The sequence below is a fragment of the Arachidicoccus rhizosphaerae genome (assembly GCF_900107765.1).
In the GTDB taxonomy this organism is placed as follows: domain Bacteria; phylum Bacteroidota; class Bacteroidia; order Chitinophagales; family Chitinophagaceae; genus Arachidicoccus; species Arachidicoccus rhizosphaerae.
On the sequence record NZ_FNQY01000025.1, the window covers coordinates 13017 to 32746 of the forward strand.

Annotated in this window: 18 protein-coding genes and 1 other RNA gene; 4 read left to right on the forward strand and 15 right to left on the reverse strand. The window is 44.4% G+C overall.

What is annotated here, in order from left to right:
* Positions 1-28: 28 nt before the first annotated feature.
* The 4 genes from BLU80_RS16085 to BLU80_RS16100 form a co-directional block, all read right to left on the reverse strand.
* The gene (locus BLU80_RS16085) at positions 29-874 is read right to left on the reverse strand and encodes a DUF5683 domain-containing protein (RefSeq protein WP_091400525.1); all 846 of its coding nucleotides are present in this window, start codon (positions 872-874) and stop codon (positions 29-31) included.
* Between the two features lie 107 nt (positions 875-981).
* Positions 982-1956, reverse strand: coding sequence for a ParB/RepB/Spo0J family partition protein (locus BLU80_RS16090; RefSeq protein ID WP_091400527.1), 975 nt, complete (start codon positions 1954-1956; stop codon positions 982-984).
* Between the two features lie 103 nt (positions 1957-2059).
* Positions 2060-2860 carry a ParA family protein gene (locus BLU80_RS16095; protein WP_091400529.1) on the reverse strand — a complete coding sequence of 267 codons (801 nt, stop codon included), beginning with the start codon at positions 2858-2860 and terminating at the stop codon, positions 2060-2062.
* Positions 2861-2985: 125 nt separating this feature from the next.
* Positions 2986-3666, reverse strand: coding sequence for a metal-dependent hydrolase (locus tag BLU80_RS16100; RefSeq protein WP_091400531.1), 681 nt, complete (start codon positions 3664-3666; stop codon positions 2986-2988).
* Positions 3667-3863: 197 nt separating this feature from the next.
* On the opposite strand from BLU80_RS16100, the gene BLU80_RS16105 reads away from it, so the two are divergent.
* The 3 genes from BLU80_RS16105 (at position 3864) to rnpB (ending at position 6267) form a co-directional block, all read left to right on the forward strand.
* Positions 3864-5099 (forward strand): metallophosphoesterase, encoded by a 1236-nt coding sequence (locus BLU80_RS16105; RefSeq protein ID WP_091400533.1) that lies wholly within the window; start codon positions 3864-3866, stop codon positions 5097-5099.
* 89 nt (positions 5100-5188) lie between these two features.
* Positions 5189-5806, forward strand: coding sequence for a thioredoxin family protein (locus BLU80_RS16110; RefSeq protein ID WP_091400535.1), 618 nt, complete (start codon positions 5189-5191; stop codon positions 5804-5806).
* Between the two features lie 71 nt (positions 5807-5877).
* Positions 5878-6267: RNase P RNA component class A (gene rnpB / locus BLU80_RS16115), an RNA gene on the forward strand.
* Positions 6268-6354: 87 nt separating this feature from the next.
* On the opposite strand, the gene BLU80_RS16120 is transcribed toward rnpB, so the two are convergent.
* Together BLU80_RS16120 and ilvA are read right to left on the reverse strand one after the other, a co-directional pair.
* Complete coding sequence (locus tag BLU80_RS16120; RefSeq protein WP_091400537.1) at positions 6355-6987, reverse strand: sugar O-acetyltransferase; 633 nt, start codon at positions 6985-6987, stop codon at positions 6355-6357.
* A gap of 35 nt (positions 6988-7022) precedes the next feature.
* Positions 7023-8306 carry a threonine ammonia-lyase IlvA gene (ilvA, locus tag BLU80_RS16125; protein ID WP_262482938.1) on the reverse strand — a complete coding sequence of 428 codons (1284 nt, stop codon included), beginning with the start codon at positions 8304-8306 and terminating at the stop codon, positions 7023-7025.
* Positions 8307-8372: 66 nt separating this feature from the next.
* Here ilvA and BLU80_RS19780 point away from each other — a divergent pair, with 66 nt between their 5' ends.
* Positions 8373-8558: a hypothetical protein gene (locus BLU80_RS19780; RefSeq protein ID WP_091400539.1), complete on the forward strand. Its 186-nt coding sequence runs from the start codon at positions 8373-8375 to the stop codon at positions 8556-8558.
* Here the strand turns inward: BLU80_RS19780 and ilvC are convergent.
* The 9 genes from ilvC to leuC form a co-directional block, all read right to left on the reverse strand.
* On the reverse strand, positions 8538-9584 hold the full coding sequence (gene ilvC, locus BLU80_RS16135) for a ketol-acid reductoisomerase (RefSeq protein ID WP_091400541.1): 1047 nt from the start codon (positions 9582-9584) through the stop codon (positions 8538-8540). The two genes, BLU80_RS19780 and ilvC, sit on opposite strands and share 21 nt — an antisense overlap.
* 129 nt (positions 9585-9713) lie before the next feature.
* The gene (locus tag BLU80_RS16140; protein WP_091400543.1) at positions 9714-10199 is read right to left on the reverse strand and encodes a DinB family protein; all 486 of its coding nucleotides are present in this window, start codon (positions 10197-10199) and stop codon (positions 9714-9716) included.
* 27 nt (positions 10200-10226) lie between these two features.
* Positions 10227-10874: an acetolactate synthase small subunit gene (gene ilvN, locus BLU80_RS16145; protein ID WP_091400544.1), complete on the reverse strand. Its 648-nt coding sequence runs from the start codon at positions 10872-10874 to the stop codon at positions 10227-10229.
* A 105-nt stretch (positions 10875-10979) separates the two neighbouring features.
* Positions 10980-12719 carry a biosynthetic-type acetolactate synthase large subunit gene (ilvB, locus tag BLU80_RS16150; RefSeq protein WP_091400546.1) on the reverse strand — a complete coding sequence of 580 codons (1740 nt, stop codon included), beginning with the start codon at positions 12717-12719 and terminating at the stop codon, positions 10980-10982.
* 51 nt (positions 12720-12770) lie between these two features.
* Positions 12771-14477, reverse strand: a complete 1707-nt coding sequence (gene ilvD, locus BLU80_RS16155; RefSeq protein WP_091400548.1) for a dihydroxy-acid dehydratase — start codon at positions 14475-14477, stop codon at positions 12771-12773.
* A 363-nt stretch (positions 14478-14840) separates the two neighbouring features.
* Positions 14841-15962, reverse strand: coding sequence for a 3-isopropylmalate dehydrogenase (gene leuB, locus BLU80_RS16160; RefSeq protein WP_091400550.1), 1122 nt, complete (start codon positions 15960-15962; stop codon positions 14841-14843).
* Positions 15963-16044: 82 nt separating this feature from the next.
* Positions 16045-17577: an ATP-binding cassette domain-containing protein gene (locus tag BLU80_RS16165; protein ID WP_091400552.1), complete on the reverse strand. Its 1533-nt coding sequence runs from the start codon at positions 17575-17577 to the stop codon at positions 16045-16047.
* Positions 17578-17603: 26 nt separating this feature from the next.
* Positions 17604-18200 (reverse strand): 3-isopropylmalate dehydratase small subunit, encoded by a 597-nt coding sequence (leuD, locus tag BLU80_RS16170; RefSeq protein WP_091400554.1) that lies wholly within the window; start codon positions 18198-18200, stop codon positions 17604-17606.
* Between the two features lie 82 nt (positions 18201-18282).
* A complete protein-coding gene (leuC, locus tag BLU80_RS16175) occupies positions 18283-19683 on the reverse strand; it encodes a 3-isopropylmalate dehydratase large subunit (protein WP_091400555.1) in 1401 nt (466 codons plus the stop codon).
* Positions 19684-19730 lie beyond the last annotated feature (47 nt).

Genomic DNA, 19730 nt, shown 5'->3' on the forward strand with positions numbered 1-19730 from the left:
TCCAATTTACCAATGACTTATGGCCGTTTTATTTCAGCGTAAAGCTGACCCCGATACCCGGGATTTTTGCATACTGAAAATAAACCGGCTTTACCTGCATGGATAGATCATCGCTCACATCAAACCCGTATAAATGTCCAAAAACGGTTGCGTCCGCAATTTGCAGTCCCCATCCCAGCAGAGCCGCCACAACAGAATAGTCCCTGTATTGCCTGAAAGTATTGCGGTAACTTTGCAGTGTAGACAGATAATTGGTTACATAATTCCCACCTTGTTCTTTATAACTATTATAAGCATCCTGGAATTTCTGATCCAACTTGGCAAATTTGGCGGCGTCCAGCTTACCCTTCCCTCCGGATATGACCGGCATCTCCTCAAAGACCACATTATAGGCAGTTCTGGCAGAATTATATTCCTTACTATTACTAAAATACAGATAAACCGGTATACCTACTGCGGCCACTGCCAGCGGTACCTTCCAATACTCACGATTATAGGCCTGACCCCACCCGGGAAGAATCAGGGAACGAATCGTGGCTCCCTTGGGTGTATGCTCTTTACTGCCCGGCAGATGTAAGGAAAAAGGTCGCAGCGCTCTTTTCAGCGTGCTGTCTTGTTGTAAATGACTGGAATCCGTCTGGCTGGCTACAGGCAGCACAGCAGTGTCTGCCACTGAAACATTGACCGAACTCGGAGCAGTTGTATCTATTACTGCCTGGGCATTTGCGCAGCAAATACCTAAAAGCATGCACCCCCCCGTACCCAGCGTTGCCACACGCTGTTTAACCAGGGTAAAGATTTTTTTTTCTATTGTCAATTTATTATTCACTACAACTGCTGCTCTAAAGAATCCACGGAGGCGAAAGGCTGTCATTCAAGGAGTATTTTCCGCTAAATATACGGTTGAAAATCACATCTGTTCAAAGGATTTTCCCGATCCACCAAACCTTAACGTTGCCTTTGCCTTAATTTTTATTTTTCTTAGCCTACCTGCACATTCATGCTATCCAGCAGTTTATTTAATTCCTGTAAGGAATAATATTCAATCAGGATGCTTCCATTCCCTTTTTTGCTATGTGCCAGTTTGACCTTGGTTCCAAAATGGGATGCCAGCTGATCCTCAATTTTCTTATAGGCAGGAGGCAGGCTGGAAGGGCTGGTTGCCTTGGGCTTGTCTGTCTGAGCCCCTTCATTTTGCATCTGACGCACTAATGCCTCTGTCTGACGCACACTGAGTCCCTTATCCTTTATCTCCTTGTAGGCATATAACTGTTTATCTACAAGATCCAGACTAATCAGCGCCCGGGCATGCCCCATGGAGATAATGCCAAACCGGACTGCCAGTTGCACATCGGGCGGTAATTTTAATAGCCGGATATAGTTTGCGACCGTACTTCTTTCTTTACCCATCCGCTCGGCGACCTGCTCCTGGGTATAGCCCAATTCATCCATCATGCGCTGATAGCTCAGGCTAATTTCAATGGCATTTAAATCTTCGCGCTGCAAGTTTTCCAGCAGGGCCAATTCCAGAATTTCTCCATCGTCCGCATTTCTGATATATACAGGAACATCCTTTAATCCGGCAATTTTAGCGGCTCTGAACCTTCTTTCACCCGCAATTAACCGGTACCTGCCGGTTGAAAGCTTGCTGACCGTTAACGGCTGGATAATATCGTGAATGGTGATAGAAGCAGCCAGCTCTTTTAACGCTTTTTCATCAAAATCATTTCTTGGATTTCTTGGATTAACCTCAATTTCCTCCACCGCAATCCGAAGCGAAGTAGTAGCTTCTTCCACCACTTTAGGGTTCAGGTTACCGGAGGTTGTCTTCAGGTCCGCATGAATATTATCCAATAAAGAGCGGATACCTTTTCCCAGGGCTTCTTTGCCCTGTTTAGGTTTGGCTTTTGCGTTAGGATTTAAATTCAGACCTGTTTTAGGTTTTGATGTTGCCATGCCTTTAATTTAATTGTTCCAGATTGTCAGGGGTTTAGGTTATCATACAGCAAAACCGCCAGTGGCGGTTATCAGCTAAATAGCTACTGCTGAAATTCCTGTATTATTTAATAATCTTCTTTTTTTGCGGGATTTTTGTCATATTGTTTTTCTGTAACACCTCCTTGGCCAGATTCAGGTAATTAACGGCCCCTTTGGAGTCAGAATCATATAAAACGACTGGTTTGCCAAAACTGGGCGCTTCACTCAGTCGGGTGTTTCTGTGAATAATGGTATCAAATACCAGTTCATCAAAATGTCTGCGCACTTCACTGACCACCTGGTTAGACAGACGCAGCCGGCCGTCATACATGGTCATTAATATCCCTTCGATTTCCAAATCCGGATTTAGCCGGTTCTGCACAATTTTGATGGTATTCAGTAATTTACCCAGCCCTTCAAGTGCAAAAAATTCACATTGAACCGGTACGACCACGCTATTGGCAGCCACCAGCGAGTTCACGGTAATCAGCCCTAAAGAAGGAGAGCAGTCAATAATGATAAAATCATATTGATCTTGAACAGGTTCCAGTACCTTTTTGAGTACGTTTTCCCGGTTTGGCGAGTTGATCATCTCAATTTCAGCCCCCACCAGATCAATATGGGAAGGGATCAGATCCAGATAAGGTACATCACTTTTTAAAATCACCTCACTGGCAGGCGTTTCGTTTACCATTACATCATACAGACTGGTAGTAATATTATGTAAATCAAAACCAATCCCTGTCGTACTGTTTGCCTGGGGATCCGCATCAATTAATAACGTCCTGAATTCCAGCACAGCGAAGCTGGCCGCTAGGTTTATGGCTGTGGTGGTCTTGCCAACACCGCCTTTTTGATTGGCTACGCCAATGATTCTTGCCATATATTATAAAAATAAATTTATCCGCTTCAAAGATAGTATTTCTGGACGGAGTTAAAGATTCTATTTTAGGTTTTTATTGAGTAAAATTAGGCGTTCCACGTGAATTTTAATTTTCGTGGAACATTTTAGACCTCGGTTGTCTTCCCAACTTCAGGCAGAATAAGGGTTTTACCCGCCTGCTGAAAAAGGGATACGGCTGCAGCTGTGTCTATTTTAATGATATCAAAGGTATTATAATGAACCCCAATGATTTTATTGCACTTGATAAAATCCGAAGCGATAACAGCGTCCGTTGCATCCATGGTATAATTGCCACCTATGGGCAGTATGGCAAAATCCAATATGGACCAATATGGAATCAGTTGCATATCCATGGTTAAAGCCGTGTCGCCGGCCGCATAGAAATTACCTTCCGGACTGTTAATGACATAGCCCAGCGGATTGCCGGCATAAGTGCCATCTGGCAAACTGGAGGAATGTATAGCGCTGACGGCTTTTAACTTGCCAAATTCAAAATCAATAAATCCGCCCTGATTGACAGGATGCACATTTTCCACCCCCTGCGTAGGCAGCCAGTCTGCGATTTCAGCTGCCGCGATCACTGTGGCCCCCGTTCTTTTTGCAATCGGCACCAGATCCGCCACGTGATCCCCGTGTCCGTGGGTCACGATGATATAATCCGCCTGAATGGTATCCGCGCTAATTCCATTAGCAGCCGGATTGCCCGTAATATAAGGATCAAAAAGAATGTGTTTATTATTAATTACCAGAGAAAAACTGGCATGGCCATAATAGGTGAGTTGCATATGATTGAATTTTAATAGTTATCGTAATACTCAGGTAAGCAAATATAATTTTTGTCCCTGATTTAGCCGAATGTTTCACAATGTTTCACAGAACATTTACCGAAAATAAGGATTATAACATTTTCAGGTAATGATAAATGCTATTTTGCCTTTAAATTTGATAAGCACGAGCAAAGCACCCTTAAAAATCAAGCAAGATGTATAGATTTTTACACGTCAGAATCATCCTGGCGCTTTTAATAATTATCGTTGATACCTATTTATATTTTGTCCTGCGCTTTATCACCCAGAACTATGGCCCCAAAACCCGTCTGACCATATTCTCTGTACACTGGGGCATCAGCGTTATTAGTATCATCAGCCTGTTTTTTCTGGGAATGGTCCAAGAGGATATCCGCAGATATCTTATCACCTTACTGGTTGGTATCCTGGTCGCAAAACTGCTTACTTTAATTGTTTTACTGATCGATGAAACCAGAAGAGGTCTTTTTTGGACCGTTAAAAGGCTGGCGCCGGCAAAATCCGAGGCCGCAAAGCAGCTGCAGGAAAAGATTCCCAGGTCAACCTTTCTGGTATGGCTGGGTATGATTATCGGCGGAGGCTTTTTAAGTGTGTTCATGTATGGTATGACCAATAAATATAATTACAGGATCCGCCGCGTGAAGCTTAAATTCAACAATTTCCCCAATAGCTTTAAAGGGCTTAAAATTGTTCAACTCAGTGATATTCATAGTGGTAGTTTTTCAAATAAAGCCGCTGTGACCAGAGGAGTGGAAATGGTTTTAAAGGAGAGACCCGATATGATATTGTTTACCGGTGACCTGGTCAACGACCGGGCCACCGAAATGGATCATTACAAGGATCTGTTCAGCCGGCTTAAAGCGCCCATGGGGGTTTATAGCACGCTTGGCAATCACGACTATGGAGACTATGCACATTGGGATTCCGATGCAGAAAAGGCAGCTAACCTGGAAGCCTTAAAACAAGTCCATGCGGATATGGGCTGGGACCTGATGATGAATACCCATAAAATTTTTGAGAAAAACGGCGAGCAATTCGCGCTGCTGGGCATTGAAAACTGGGGGGCCAAAGGCAATTTCCCAAAATATGGCCGGCTGGATCTGGCCTATAAGGGCACGGAGGATATCCCGTTTAAGTTGCTGATGAGTCATGATCCCAGCCATTGGGACGCAGAAATCCGCCCTAAATACGGTTTAATTGACCTTACCCTTGCCGGCCACACCCATGGGATGCAGTTCGGGGTGGAGTTGCCGCACTTCAAATGGAGTCCCATTCAATATATGTATAAACAATGGGCAGGTCTTTATAAAGAAGGCCGTCAATATCTGTATGTCAATCGGGGCTATGGCTTTTTAGGCTACCCCGGTCGCGTGGGCATCCTGCCGGAAATAACGGTTTTAGAGTTTGTCTAAACTAAAATAACGGTATATTTACCTCAGCGGTAAACAATAAAAACAAGGTATCCTAATCAGATAGCCAGTAATAAAATCCAAATAAGACTATGAAAAAAACAACAACAAGGAACACTTTGATATTAAGCTTATTAATAGTGGCAGCCAGTCTTACGACCCCTAAGTTGTGTCAATCGCAACAGGCGGCGCCTCCGGTGGCCCACATTACGCAAGCGCCAGCTTCCGCCAAGCAAATCATGGAAGCGGCTAAGGCAAAAGCCAGCGCCGAACACAAAAACGTGATGATCATCTTTCATGCCTCCTGGTGTGGCTGGTGTAAGAAAATGGATGCCAGCATCCAGGATCCGAGCTGTAAGGACTATTTTGAAAAAAACTATGTCATTGAACATCTGACTGTCATGGAACATGGGGCCAATGCAGCCTTAGAAAACCCGGGAGCCGAGCAGATGCTGGAAGAATACGGGGGCGGAGAGTCCGGTATACCTTACTGGCTGATTTTCTCTCCCGACGGTAAGCTGCTGGCAGATTCTAAATTCCATAGTGATGACCCGGCCAATGAAGCCAATGGGCAAAATATGGGCTGTCCCGCACAGACAACAGAGGTGGACTACTTCATCAGTGTCCTCAAAAAAACTTCCCAGATGAGTGACAGCGAGGCGGCTGCCGTGAAAGCCCGTTTTTTAAAAAATAATCCCAGCAAATCGTAGCTCAATTAAGGGGGGAGCAGCAGGACTTTAATTTTTATTAAAGCCGGGCAAAAGAATGTACCTTTGCCCGGCTATTGACCCGCGCTATCGCGGCCGGTACCCTTAAAAAGTACGGTCGAGGAAAGTCCGGACAGCATAGAGCAGCTTACCGGTGAAATGCCGGGGATTCTTGATAAAAGAATCACAGCCAGCACCACAGAAAATAACCGCCTTATGGCCTAAGTGGCCTGAGGTAAGGGTGAAAATGTACGGTAAGAGCGTACGGGAGAGGCTAGTAATAGCGTCTTTGGGTAAGCCTTAAGCGCTGCAATGTCACATATAGTCGGGGTTGAAAGCGGCTCGTTTGATGTCCTGTTTACAGGGCAACCCGATGGGGTAGGCAGCTACATCAAAACAGTAATGTTTTGGGCAGATAAATGATAGTGTAGAAACAGAATCCGGCTTACGAGGTTGATAGCATTTTTACCCTAAAAGCAAAAACAGCAATGGTGGCAGTCCTTAAAAGACGGCCACCATTGCTGTTTTATAAGCGCTGTTAAAAACCGCTGTTATCTGGTTGTAAAAGCCTGTTTATCTTCCTGGGTAATTTCCCTGAGTACCCGGCAGGGATTGCCAACTGCCACTACATAAGCAGGTATGTCTTTAGTTACTACGCTTCCGGCTCCGATGACAGCCCCTTCACCTATGGTAACACCCGGCATCACCGCTACCTGTGCTCCGATCCAGACATGACTGCCAATGGTAATGGGATATCCATATTCCTGTCCGCTGTTTCTCAGATCCTTATCCAGCGGGTGGCCCGCTGTATAAAACCCTACATTGGGACCGATATATACATGGTCTCCGATACGGACTTTGCCTGGGTCCAAAATCACCAGATTCACGTTTGAATAAAAATAGTCGCCTATCTCTATATTATACCCGTAGTCACAATAAAAAGGCTGTTCAATCACGGGTTCCTTTCCTAATTTACCCAACAGTTGCCTTAATAGGGAATGGCGCTGTTCTTTATCAATGGGCGCAGTTTGATTGTAGGTAAAACAAAGCTGTTTGGCCCTTAAAAGTTCTGATTGCAATTGCGGGTCAAGGGCAGGATTGTATAATAAGCCCGCCGCTAATTTTTGCTTTTCAGTCAGGCCGGATCCATTTCCTTTTGGCGGATGTTCGGGGCATTGTTCCATCTGTCTTGTTTTGTGGCTAAGATAAGCTCCCTTACTTATACCAAAAAGTTAAACAAGGTATCATCCTTATTGAGCTCCGTATAATTAATATGATGCTCCTGCATTCTTTGAATCAGGGGTGCATAATCTTCTTTATTTAACAGTTCAATGCCTACAAGTGCAGTTCCATGCTCTTTATTGGTCTTATGCAGGTATTCAAAACGGGAGATATCATCCGTCGGTCCTAAAACGAGATTCAAAAATTCTCTAAGCGCACCCGGCCGTTGAGAGAATCCGATTAAAAAGTAATGCTTCAGTCCTTCGTATTGCAAGGACAATTCTTTAATCTCGGGCATCCGGTCAATATCATTATTGGAGCCGCTGACAATACAAACCACCTTTTTGCCGCGAATCTCATCTTTGAAGTTCTCCAGCGCTGCAATTGACAAAGCGCCTGCCGGTTCTGCCACAATTGCGTCCCTGTTATACAGGTCTAATATGGTAGAACAAATCCTGCCTTCAGGCACCTGTGTAGCGATACCGCCCACCTGCTGAAACACCTCCAGGTTCAGATCGCCGATTCTTTTAACCGCAGCGCCATCTACGAAACGGTTAATTTTATCCAGCGTGACCGGCTGTCCAGCTTTTAAGGCTGCCGTTAAGGAGGCGGCACCTTCAGGTTCCGCTCCGATAATTTTGGTTTGAGCAGAATGCTTTTTAAAATATAAACCGATACCTCCGGCCAGGCCACCACCACCTACCGGAATAAATACATAATCAATATCTTTTTCATCTTCCAGAATTTCTATGCCAACAGTACCCTGACCTTCAATAATTTTTTCATGATTAAAAGGAGGGATAAAGGTAAGGCCATGTTCCTGGGTATATATTTTTGCCGCGGCAGCACAGTCATCAAAAGTATCGCCCGTTAGAACGATCTGGAGTTCTGAACCACCGAACATTTTTGTCTGCGTTATTTTTTGTTTAGGAGTAATGCTTGGCATAAATACCACTCCTTTGATACCTAACCGGTTACAACTAAAGGCAAAGCCCTGGGCATGGTTGCCGGCACTGGCACACACAACGCCTTTGGCCCGGACATCTTCCGGCAAAGTGCTGATCATGTTATAGGCGCCCCTGATTTTATAGGAGCGTACTCTTTGCAGATCCTCTCTTTTTAAAAAGACCTGACAATCATATTTTTTGGATAAACCCTCATTAAGCTGTAACGGGGTACGGTTGACAATGGGTTGTAGTCTTAGGGCTGCTGCTTCAAAATCGATTTCCATGCTAATCAAATATGCTTTTTTATATTGTTGCTGCGCTCTGCCTGTGAGCATCTCTGCATTTAAAATCGGACAGAGTAGGGTAGCAAATTAAGTCTGGTTCAAACAATCGAAAAGGTAATGAGTGGTCCGCAATGGATTAATCTACCCAAACGCTCACCTAACTTTTACCTGAAAAAAATAACCATAAAAAAGGCTGCCGTCCTTTTTATCAGCCAGGATTTTCCTGATGCTGAATACAGCGGCAGCCTTTCTATTTTGAATAATATCTGTATTGAACCGGTATTAGTTATTCTCTGGTCTTAAGCTTCTTACAGTCTTACCAGCCTGCCATAATTCACTGTCACGCAGTTCTTTTAATTCTGCATCCAGTTTTTCACGGTAGTCTGCCTGACTGTTGGAGTCAATGGAACGCTGAGATTCTTTACCAGTAGCAACGCTTTCATATAAGTCATTGAATACAGGTAAGGTAGCATCACGGAATTTTTTCCACCAATCCAGCGCGCCACGCTGAGCGGTAGTAGAACAGTTGGCATACATCCAGTCCATACCGTTTTCAGCCACCAGCGGCATCAGCGACTGCGTTAACTCTTCAACGGTTTCATTGAAAGCTTCAGAAGGCATATGGCCTTTTTCACGAAGTACCTGATACTGCGCTGCGAAAATACCCTGAATACAACCCATCAGTGTACCTCTTTCTCCTGTCAGATCGCTTAATACTTCTTTTTTGAAGTCAGTTTCGAACAGATAACCGCTACCTACAGCGATACCCAGTGCGATTACTCTTTCATAAGCTTTGCCGGTTGCATCCTGATAAATAGCATATGAACTGTTCAGTCCGCGGCCTTGCAGGAACATACGACGCAGAGAAGTACCAGATCCTTTAGGCGCTACTAAGAAAACGTCCACATCAGCCGGAGGAACAATACCGGTTTGTTCGTTGAAGGTGATACCGAAGCCATGAGAGAAATACAGTGCTTTACCTGCAGTCAGGTGTTTTTTAACGGTAGGCCACAGTGCGATCTGGGCTGCATCACTTAAAAGATAGCAGATGATGGTACCTTTCTCCAGTGCAGTTTCAATATCAAAAAGGGTCTCACCAGGTACAAAACCGTCAGCTACGGCTTTATCCCAGCTTTTAGAGTCTTTTCTCTGACCCACGATTACGTTGATTCCATTATCTCTTTGGTTCAGTGCCTGTCCAGGTCCCTGTACACCATAACCGATAACGGCTACTGTTTCATTTTTCAGCACCTCCTGCGCTTTCGCCAGAGGAAATTCTTCGCGGGTTACCACATTTTCTTCAACACCGCCAAAGTTTAATTTTGCCATTGTTTCTAGTTTTTTGTTTTTTTCTGATTTAATTTTCTGTTTCTGATCTAATTTCTATTCAAAAATTTTAATAGTCACCTGTATCTATAATTAATTCCTTTTGTATCCTGCCTCACCTGTATACCGATTTTAACTGATGAGTGCGCGAGCCCTGATGACGGCTTTTTGAGCCTTGGCGATCCCCAAATGGAGATTTTCATGAGCCAGACAACAAATCAGCGTATTGTCAATGCTATCCATCGGAATCTGATAGGTATCAGTGGAAGAACTCACCAGCCTTTCAAACGTGCCAGCTTTGATATCCGCTTCAATCTGATTCAGACTGGTCGCCACCAGGTGTTTTATCTTCTCCACTTCCTCAGCGGTAGCTTCCTTTTCAGGACGGGTACCTTTACCGAATCTTCCGGGAAAGGGTAGTTGCAGATCCTGCTTTACCTGACTGCGAATATAGCAAAGTCCCAGTGTACTTATAGCGATATGCCCCAGATTCCAGATAATATTATTATTAAAACCTTCCGGTATCCGGTTAAGCTCTTCCAGCGTCAGATCTTCGGCCATCCGCAAAAAAATCTCCCTGGATTTGCGTAAATAGGCTAAACTAATAGCTGAACTCATTTTATATTATTTTTTTTTAAAATACAACTACATCGTAAAGACTTCGTCTCTTTTGTCAAGAAATTCATTTTCAATCACTTCCTGTGAAGGTTCGTGCTGTTCGAATTCTTTCAGTTTAGCATGAAAGCCCTCACTGTCCTTAATGATAGCCACCCGGGCACTGCGGACAAATTCAATTAAGCCGTAGGGAGCCAGCGCATTGAGCAACCCGTCCGTTTCTTCCCGGTGTCCTACCGTTTCAAAAACCGTATAATCACTACGGATAGCCACCGCCTGAGCGCCATATTCTCTTAACAGACGCTCTACCTTAGCCTTTTCAGAGATGACACTGGTGGGTACCTTATACATCGCCAGTTCCTGCCATACAATATCTTCATTGACATTGTAATAAGACTTCAGTACTTCCACCTGTTTTTCAATCTGACGGTTCAGTTTACTGACCACTTCCTCTACTTCTGAGATTACAATGGTAAACCTGGATATTCCCTCAATTTCGGTAGGAGAGACATTCAGACTTTCTACATTGATCTTACGTCTGGAGAACATAATAGCGATTCTGCTTAGCAGCCCGATCTGGTTTTCCGTAAAAACAGAAATCGTAAATTCTTTTTTCTGATGTGGGGCACTGCTGCTTTCTGCGGCAGGCGCATATTTAATGGATGCTTGATTTTTCATTGTTTTTAATTTACTTCCTGTAACGGCCGGATGGATAGATTTAACTGACTGTCACAGAAATTTTTACTAAAGGTCGGATGGTGATGCCACCTGGCTGATTCAAAATTATTTCAGGCGGATTTCACTCACACTGCATCCTTGCGGAACCATCGGGAATACATTGTTTTCTTTACCCACCATGACTTCCAGTACATATGCCCCATCATGATCCAGCATTTCTTTAAGGGCCGCTCTCAGATCTGCTCTCTGATCAATACTTTTACCAGGGATACCATAACCTTCCGCCACTTTAATAAAATCCGGAGAAGTGATATTTACAAAAGAATAGCGCTTGTCATTAAAAAGCTGTTGCCACTGACGCACCATTCCAAGAAAATGATTATTTAAAATCAGCGTCTTGACAGCAGCGCCAAACTGCATAATCGTTCCAAACTCCTGAATGGTCATCTGCAGACCACCGTCTCCACAGATGGCAACAACTGTCCTGTCAGGCGCCCCGTATTTAGCCCCGATGGCAGCCGGTAACCCAAAACCCATGGTGCCCAGACCTCCTGAAGTTATATTACTGCGGGACCTTTTAAAATCCGCATAGCGGCAGGCCACCATCTGGTGCTGGCCCACATCGGTTACGATAATAGCCTCGCCGCCAGTAAGTTCATTTAATACCTTGATCACTTCACCCATAGACATCACTTCGCCAGTCGGATTGAGTTCAGGGTCTATTACTTCCTTAATCTCCTCGGCTTCCAGTTCCCGGAACTTAGCCAGCCACTCCTTGTGATCTTTGCTGTCCAATAAAGCCGTCAGCATCGGCAGTGTTTCTTTGCAGTCACCCCAGACAGGTACAGTTACCGGTACATTTTTATCGATTTCTGCCGGGTCGATATCCAGGTGAATAATCTTCGCCTGCTTGGCATATTTATCCAGTCTGCCGGTCACGCGGTCATCAAAACGCATCCCTACTGCAATCAGTACATCACAGTCATTGGTCAATACATTAGGCGCATAATTACCATGCATGCCCAGCATACCGACATTTAACGGATGATCAGTGGGGATGGCACTTTCTCCCAGAATGGTCCATGCAGCCGGCAAACCTGCTTTTTCTATAAAAGCCTTAAATTCCTTTTCTGCTTCTCCCAGAATCACGCCCTGGCCAAAAATAACAAAAGGTTTTTTAGCTTCATTAATCAGTTTAGCAGCCTGTTCTACATAGCTTTTACGCACTTTCGGAGCGGGTCTGTAACTACGGATATGATTGCAAGGCGTATACCCTTTGAAATCAAATTTCTGGATCTGCGCGTTTTTAGTAATATCAATCAATACAGGACCCGGGCGACCGGTTCTGGCAATATGGAAAGCTTTGGCCAGAACGCCGGGAATTTCATTGGCATCTGTGATCTGATAATTCCATTTAGTGACAGGCGCCGTTATATTTACGACGTCAGTTTCCTGGAATGCGTCCGTTCCTAGCAGATGAGCAAATACCTGTCCCGTAATACAAACCAGCGGCGTACTGTCAATCATCGCATCCGCAACACCTGTAATCAGGTTGGTTGCCCCCGGACCGCTAGTAGCAAAGACGACGCCTACTTTTCCCGAGCTACGGGCATAACCCTGCGCAGCGTGGATACCACCCTGTTCATGGCGCACCAGAATGTGCTCCAGTTTATCATGATAGTCATATAAGGCGTCATAGATGGGCATAATAGCACCACCCGGATAGCCAAAGATGGTTGTTACCCCTTCGATCAGTAACCCTTCCAGCAGTGCCTGACTGCCGGTTAAGGTCGTTACCTTTTCCGTCTGGGGTGTGGCGGCTTCTTTAACTTCTAGCGTATCCATTTTAATACTTTTTATTTATGGTAAAATAATTTGAGTGGGTTTTATTAAGGCTTACAACTTCTTTAAGTCCTCCGGTAATTCATCCGTTACACAGCCATAAGCGGCAGAAGCTACTGTATTGGCATATTTATAAAGTACTCCGGAACTAACTTTTAAAGCGGGTTGTTTCCATAATTTACGACGACGGTCAATTTCTTCCTGTGGTACTTTTAATTCGATTTTATTGTTAACCGCGTCAATTTCAATGATATCATCGTCCTGAACCAAGGCAATAAGGCCACCTTTATGGGCTTCCGGAGTGATATGTCCTACGACAAAGCCGTGCGTACCACCGCTAAAGCGGCCATCTGTAATCAGGGCCACGGTCTTGCCAAGTCCTGCGCCAATAATGGCTCCGGTAGGCTTCAGCATTTCGGGCATACCCGGAGCGCCGACCGGACCGGTATAACGGATCACCACGACATCACCCGGATGTACTCTTTTAGAAGCGAGACCTTCAATCAGATGTGCTTCACCGTCAAATACACGGGCAGTACCTTCAAATCTTTCCCCTTCCTTACCGGTGATTTTGGCAACACTACCATCTTCAGCCAGGTTACCATATAAAATCTGCAGGTGGCCTGTCGCTTTAATCGGATTTTCCAGGGGATGAATAATATCTTGTTTTTCAAAATCCAGATCCGGTGCATCGGCCAGATTTTCAGCAACCGTTTTACCGGTTACGGTTAAACAGTCGCCATGAATCAGCCCTTTAGAATACAGGTATTTCATCACAGCCGGTGTGCCACCGTACTGGTGTAAATCTTCCATTAAATATTTACCGCTGGGTTTAAAGTCAGCCAGCATGGGTACTTTATCACTGATTGTTTGAAAATCATCCTGAGTCAACGGCACTTTAGCGGTTCTGGCAATGGCAATCATATGTAAAACGGCATTGGTGCTGCCGCCCAGGGCCATAATAACCGTCATTGCATTTTCAAACGCCTTGCGTGTCATTATATCGGAAGGCTTAATATCTTTTTCTAGTAAAAGACGGATGGCCTTACCAGCTGCTTCGCATTCTCTTTTCTTTTCTTCGCTCAGTGCAGGGTTAGAAGAAGAGTAAGGCAGGCTCATTCCCAGCGCTTCAATGGCACTGGCCATGGTATTAGCGGTATACATCCCACCACATGCTCCGGCGCCTGGACAGGCATGCTGAACAATTCCTTTAAAGTCAGCGGGATCCAGATTGCCTGCAATTTTTTGCCCCAGCGCCTCAAAGGCAGAGACGATATTTAAATCTTCCCCTTTATAATGCCCCGGTGCGATTGTGCCACCATAGAGCATAATAGAAGGGCGGTTCAGCCTGGCCATCGCCATAACTGAACCCGGCATATTTTTATCACATCCAGGAATGGTAATCAATCCATCATAATACTGCGCTCCGGCGTTCGTTTCAATGCTGTCTGCAATTACGTCCCTGCTCACCAAAGAGTAACGCATCCCATCGGTACCGTTGGCCATCCCGTCACTAACCCCTATGGTATAAAAACGAAGACCGACCAGGCCGGTGTCGTTAACACTTTTTCTGACCTCTGTAGCCAGATCATTTAAGTGCATGTTACAGGGATTACCATCCCAGCCCATAGCGGCAATACCTACCTGCGCCTTTTGCAGATCTTCATCATTCATGCCAATGGCATAATACATGGCCTGGGCACCAGGCTGCGTTTCGTCCTGGGTCAGTGTTTTAGAATATTTATTGAGATTTGATTCCATTTTTATTACTTGTTATATAATGAACAATTTGAATAGTCGAACGATGTTATTTGCTTTTGCCTTTGAATTTAAATTTTGAAAATCCCCAAAACGAAAAAACCACTTCCTTAATGGGGAAGTGGTTTTCTTAATTTTATTTTGTTCGTGTATTACAAAACAAATCCACCCCCTCTGAAAGAAGAAATAATGACCACCACAATAATAATGACCACCACAGGGATTATATTTTTTACACTTGTTTTCATCTAATGAATCAGTTTGCTTTCGCTAACCGTGAAACAAATGTAGAAAAAAAATTAAAACAAAGAACAATGCTGAAAAAAAATATTTCCCTCAGCCTTAAAAACCAGATCCAAAAAACTTTTAAATAATGGTTGATTTACCCAGTTCTACTGATTTTTTATTGATATCGGCCGGAATTTTCTGCTCGATAAAATCTTTAATCAGGTCTCCAATCACACTGGTGCCATAGTTATTGACGCTGTCAATATCCTGACTGACAAATCCTTGAGACAAGGTCCAGGCCACTGCTTTTCTAACCAGCGCTGCTTCCTCATTCATATTGAAATGTTCCAGCATCATGGCGGCGCTTAAAATAGAACCGATCGGGTTAGCAATATCCTTACCCGCCGCCTGCGGATACGAACCGTGAATGGGTTCAAATAAGGTGGTACCTGTTCCTACGGAGGAAGAAGGAAGCAGTCCCAGCGAACCGCTGAGTACACTTGCCTCATCGCTGATAATATCACCAAACATATTTTCCGTGAGTACCACATCAAACTGCTTGGGATTGACAATAATCTGCATGGAGGCATTATCCACGAACATATAATCTACTTTGATGTCAGGATAACTGGGTGCGATATCCTGCACTACCTTACGCCATAAACGTGAGGTTTCCAGAACATTGGCTTTATCCACCAGGGTCAGTTTTTTTCTGCGTTCAGGACGTCCGGCATACTGGAAAGCCAGATGCGCTATTCTTTCGATTTCCGGTTGGGTATAACTGCAAAGGTCAGACGCTTCAGTCTTTTCTTCGTTGATTTTCTTTTCTCCAAAATAAATACCCCCGGTCAGTTCCCTGAAAATAACAAAATCCACGCCATCCATTTTCTCCGGTTTAAGAGGAGAGAGATGATTAAGCGCAGGATAAGTAATCACAGGACGGATATTGGCAAAAAGCTGTAAGGATTTACGCAGCTTCAGCAGGCCCTGTTCAGGACGTACTTTAGCCGTAGGGTCGTTATCATATTTAGGATCACCAATGGCTCCGAAAAGTACTGCGTCGCTTTTTAAGGCAGATTCAATGGTGGCATCCGGTAGCGGATTACCGGTTTTGTCAATGGCAATGGCACCCATCAACTGGTAATCATATGTAAACTCATGACCAAACTGTTCGCCAACCGCATTTAAAATCTTAATAGATTGTTCCGTTACTTCCGGGCCGATACCGTCACCTAAAATGACCGTGATATTCTTTTTCATTATTGATATATTTTAAATCTTATTTATGAGGTCTGTTTTTTAATTATTATTCAAAGATTTGATTGACCAGAACACAGGGCTTTTATCTAATGATCTCAGAAGGCTGTTTAACTTTTTCCATCCGGGCCACTTTAAAAATATGATATCCCCCCTTACCATCACCTAAAAGTTCCAGTACACTGGTCACCACCGCCGGAATTTCCGATGCATAATGACTGATATAAATCAGGGACGCGCCCGTTTTTTTGCAATAGTCCTCCACCAATTTTACAAAGGCCTCCGTCTGCCACTGATCCAGCCCCTGACAGGGTTCGTCCAGTATCAGTAAAGGCGGATTTTTAACAAAGGCTCTAAGTAACATGATCAGTCTTTGCTGGCCTGTAGAGATCTCAGAAAGTCTTTTTTGTTGGATCTGTGTCAGTCCAAGTACGGTTAACCAGTTATGGATGAGCTCCGTCTGTTTCTCGGAGAGTTTTCTATACAGGCCCATGGTATCAAAAAAGCCACTGGCCACCGTCTGAAAGACCGTAATATTTTTATCAAAAAAAGCGTGCAGCTCCGGAGACACAAACCCCATTTTCGCCTTGATATCCCAGATACTTTCACCGGTTCCTCTTTTTTTGCCAAATAGATAAATTTCATTGGCATAGGCTCTCGGGTTATCGCCATAAATAAGGCTTAGCAAAGTTGATTTACCGGCACCATTAGGGCCTTTCAATAACCACCTTTCACCAGCCAGCACCTGCCAGTTGAGATCATCAAAAATGACTTTGTCTGCATAGGCAATATGCAGATGCTCCATTTTAATGATGGCGTTATCAAATGCTGTCCCTCCATTAACGTCACTGTCTGCACCTGCCGCTTCTAAGTCTAAGGACGAAAGATCATAGCGCTGCACGGCAGGGTGAAAACCAGGCTGATAATCTTTTAATTCACCAAAATAACTGGCATTACCCTCCATTAGTTCTAATACGTGGGTAGCCACCACTGGAAAATGATCTCTGGCACCCGTTAGTGTGATCAACTGGATGCCGCTGCGGGTTAAATTCTCCAGAAACAGATTCAGCGAAGCTCTTGCCTGAATATCCAGTCCAACAAAGGGTTCATCTAAAATCACGACAGGAGCCGGATCGAGCAGCATTTTAACCAACTGAAAGCGTTTATGCTCGCCACTGGAAAGGGTGAGCAACGTCTTATCTAAAAGGTAATCAATACCAAAGGAGGACAAATGCGCTTTGATAATTTCCGGGTTATCTATAATGGTCATCAGCTCTTCAAGCACCGTATACGCATCCTCATTATCCAGGCTGTTATAACGCTGCTGATAATAGCCATCCACCGTATTACTTCGGTTTTTGATGGTATAGCGCTGATCCACCATCTGAACTTTTCTGCCGCCGGCTGATTTGGCATCCGTCGAGAGGTTTACTTCCAGCTGGCCGGTTACAAATAATTTTCCGGCAAGGGCCATGCCCAAACTGGTCTTACCGCTGCCGGAAGGCCCGGTAATCACCAGGTTCGCCCCCTGGGGCAATTCCATATTCAGATTATCCAAACCAAACCCGCCGGGTCTGGTCAGTTTAACTTGTTTTAATATAATACTTGATGTACTCACGCTAAACAATTCACTTTATGTTGCTGCTATCCGCGTGCCTGTTCAAAGGCCCCGATTTCTTCCCGCATATTCAGCAGGTAGTCAATATCATCAAAACCGTTGATCAGACAATCCTTTTTATAGTGATTGATATCAAAGCTTTCTTTTTCTCCCGTCGCCTCAATGGTGATGGTCTGATCTTCCACACTGACCGAAATTTCGGACTTAGGATCTTTTTCCACCTGTTCAAATATCTTTTGTAAGAAGCCTTCACTGACGGTTACTGGCACCAGAAAGTTATTCAGGGCATTATTTTTAAAGATATCGGCAAAAAAGCTGCTGACTACAACGTCAAAACCATAATCCTTGATGGCCCAGGCCGCATGCTCTCTGGAAGAGCCACAGCCAAAGTTTTTGGCTGCGACCAGGATTTTCCCGGCATATATCGGATTATTTAAAACAAAATCCTTTTTAGGCTGATCAGGATCATTATTTTCAAAACGCCAATCCCGGAACAGGTTTTCACCAAATCCTTCCCGGCTGGTTGCTTTTAAAAAGCGGGCCGGTATGATCTGATCCGTATCTATATTTTCAAGATTCAGGGGAACGACCGTAGATTTTATATGATTAATCGCTTTACTCATGACTTATTTAATTTACGCTTCTGTTTTAAAATTTTAAATGAAATAACCGGAAGGACTTACCTTTTATTTTTTATAAAAGGGGTTATACCAGCTCTCTTACGTCACAGACCTTACCAGTCACCGCCGCGGCAGCAGCCATCAGCGGACTGGCCAGCATGGTACGGGCATTAGGTCCCTGACGACCTTCAAAATTTCTGTTAGAAGTTGAAATACAATATTTTCCTGCCGGAATCTTATCCTCATTCATCCCCAGGCAGGCACTACAGCCTGGCTGACGAAGCTGAAAGCCTGCAGCTTCCAGGATTTTATCAATTCCTTCTTCCTTAGCCTGGGCTTCTACCTGTTTACTACCTGGTACCACCCAGCAGGTAACGCCTTCAGCCTTTTGTTTGCCTTTGACAAAGGCAGCCACCTGACGCAGATCTTCAATGCGGGAATTCGTGCAGCTCCCTATAAAGACATAATCAACAGGGTGTCCTAATATATGCTCACCGGCAGCAAGGCCCATATATTGAATGGACTTTTCAAATGCAGGTAAATCACCGGATTTTATCTCACTCAGCTCAGGAACATGACCGGTAACGCCTATACCCATACCCGGGTTGGTACCATAGGTAATCATCGGTTCAATATCCTCTGCCTTAAAATTATATTCTTTATCAAAAACCGCATCCTCATCAGAAAACAGCGTTTTCCACTCTGCCAGTTTTTTGTCCCATTCAGCCCCCTGGGGAGCAAATTTACGTCCTTTTACATAGGTAAAAGTTGTTTCATCCGGTGCGATCATGCCGCAACGTGCGCCCATCTCAATACTCATATTACAAATGGTCATGCGCGCCTCCATACTCAGTGCACGGATGGCACTGCCGGCAAATTCCACGGCATAGCCTGTGGCTCCGCTGGCAGAAATCTGACTTAAGATATATAAAACGATATCTTTAGAGGTAACACCTTTACCCAGCGTTCCGTCCACATTGATACGCATCAGTTTGGGTTTGCTTTGCAAAAGACATTGGGTAGCCAGTACCATTTCTACTTCACTGGTACCAATACCAAAAGCAATGGACCCAAAGGCACCGTGGGTACTGGTATGGCTGTCTCCGCATACATAAGTACATCCGGGCTGGGTTACACCCAGTTCTGGTCCGATGACATGAACAATCCCCTGAAAAGGATGCCCCAGACCATACAGCTCAATGCCGAATTTAGCACAATTGTCTTTTAAAGTCTGCACCTGGATTCTGCTCAGCTCTTCTTTAATAGGCAGTTCCTGATGCAGTGTCGGTACGTTATGGTCTGCTGTCGCGACCACCTGCTTTGGACGGAAGACAGGCAAGCCTCTTTTTTCCAGGCCCTTAAAAGCCTGCGGACTGGTGACCTCATGAATAAAATGACGGTCAATATATAATACGGAAGGCCCATCCTGAATCTTTTTCACGACGTGGGTATCCCAGATTTTATCAAATAATGTTTTGTTGCTCATATCACTGAATAAATAAACTTAAATAATTTGAATAGAAATATCAGAAT

Excerpts from the sequence above, each read along its gene's own strand:
- BLU80_RS16085 (WP_091400525.1), bottom strand. The coding sequence starts at position 874 with ATGACAGCCTTTCGCCTCCGTGGATTCTTTAGAGCAGCAGTTGTAGTG.
- BLU80_RS16090 (WP_091400527.1), bottom strand. The coding sequence starts at position 1,956 with ATGGCAACATCAAAACCTAAAACAGGTCTGAATTTAAATCCTAACGCA.
- BLU80_RS16095 (WP_091400529.1), bottom strand. The coding sequence starts at position 2,860 with ATGGCAAGAATCATTGGCGTAGCCAATCAAAAAGGCGGTGTTGGCAAG.
- BLU80_RS16100 (WP_091400531.1), bottom strand. The coding sequence starts at position 3,666 with ATGCAACTCACCTATTATGGCCATGCCAGTTTTTCTCTGGTAATTAAT.
- BLU80_RS16105 (WP_091400533.1), top strand. The coding sequence starts at position 3,864 with ATGTATAGATTTTTACACGTCAGAATCATCCTGGCGCTTTTAATAATT.
- BLU80_RS16110 (WP_091400535.1), top strand. The coding sequence starts at position 5,189 with ATGAAAAAAACAACAACAAGGAACACTTTGATATTAAGCTTATTAATA.
- BLU80_RS16120 (WP_091400537.1), bottom strand. The coding sequence starts at position 6,987 with ATGGAACAATGCCCCGAACATCCGCCAAAAGGAAATGGATCCGGCCTG.
- ilvA (WP_262482938.1), bottom strand. The coding sequence starts at position 8,306 with ATGCTCACAGGCAGAGCGCAGCAACAATATAAAAAAGCATATTTGATT.
- BLU80_RS19780 (WP_091400539.1), top strand. The coding sequence starts at position 8,373 with ATGAGTGGTCCGCAATGGATTAATCTACCCAAACGCTCACCTAACTTT.
- ilvC (WP_091400541.1), bottom strand. The coding sequence starts at position 9,584 with ATGGCAAAATTAAACTTTGGCGGTGTTGAAGAAAATGTGGTAACCCGC.
- BLU80_RS16140 (WP_091400543.1), bottom strand. The coding sequence starts at position 10,199 with ATGAGTTCAGCTATTAGTTTAGCCTATTTACGCAAATCCAGGGAGATT.
- ilvN (WP_091400544.1), bottom strand. The coding sequence starts at position 10,874 with ATGAAAAATCAAGCATCCATTAAATATGCGCCTGCCGCAGAAAGCAGC.
- ilvB (WP_091400546.1), bottom strand. The coding sequence starts at position 12,719 with ATGGATACGCTAGAAGTTAAAGAAGCCGCCACACCCCAGACGGAAAAG.
- ilvD (WP_091400548.1), bottom strand. The coding sequence starts at position 14,477 with ATGGAATCAAATCTCAATAAATATTCTAAAACACTGACCCAGGACGAA.
- leuB (WP_091400550.1), bottom strand. The coding sequence starts at position 15,962 with ATGAAAAAGAATATCACGGTCATTTTAGGTGACGGTATCGGCCCGGAA.
- leuD (WP_091400554.1), bottom strand. The coding sequence starts at position 18,200 with ATGAGTAAAGCGATTAATCATATAAAATCTACGGTCGTTCCCCTGAAT.
- leuC (WP_091400555.1), bottom strand. The coding sequence starts at position 19,683 with ATGAGCAACAAAACATTATTTGATAAAATCTGGGATACCCACGTCGTG.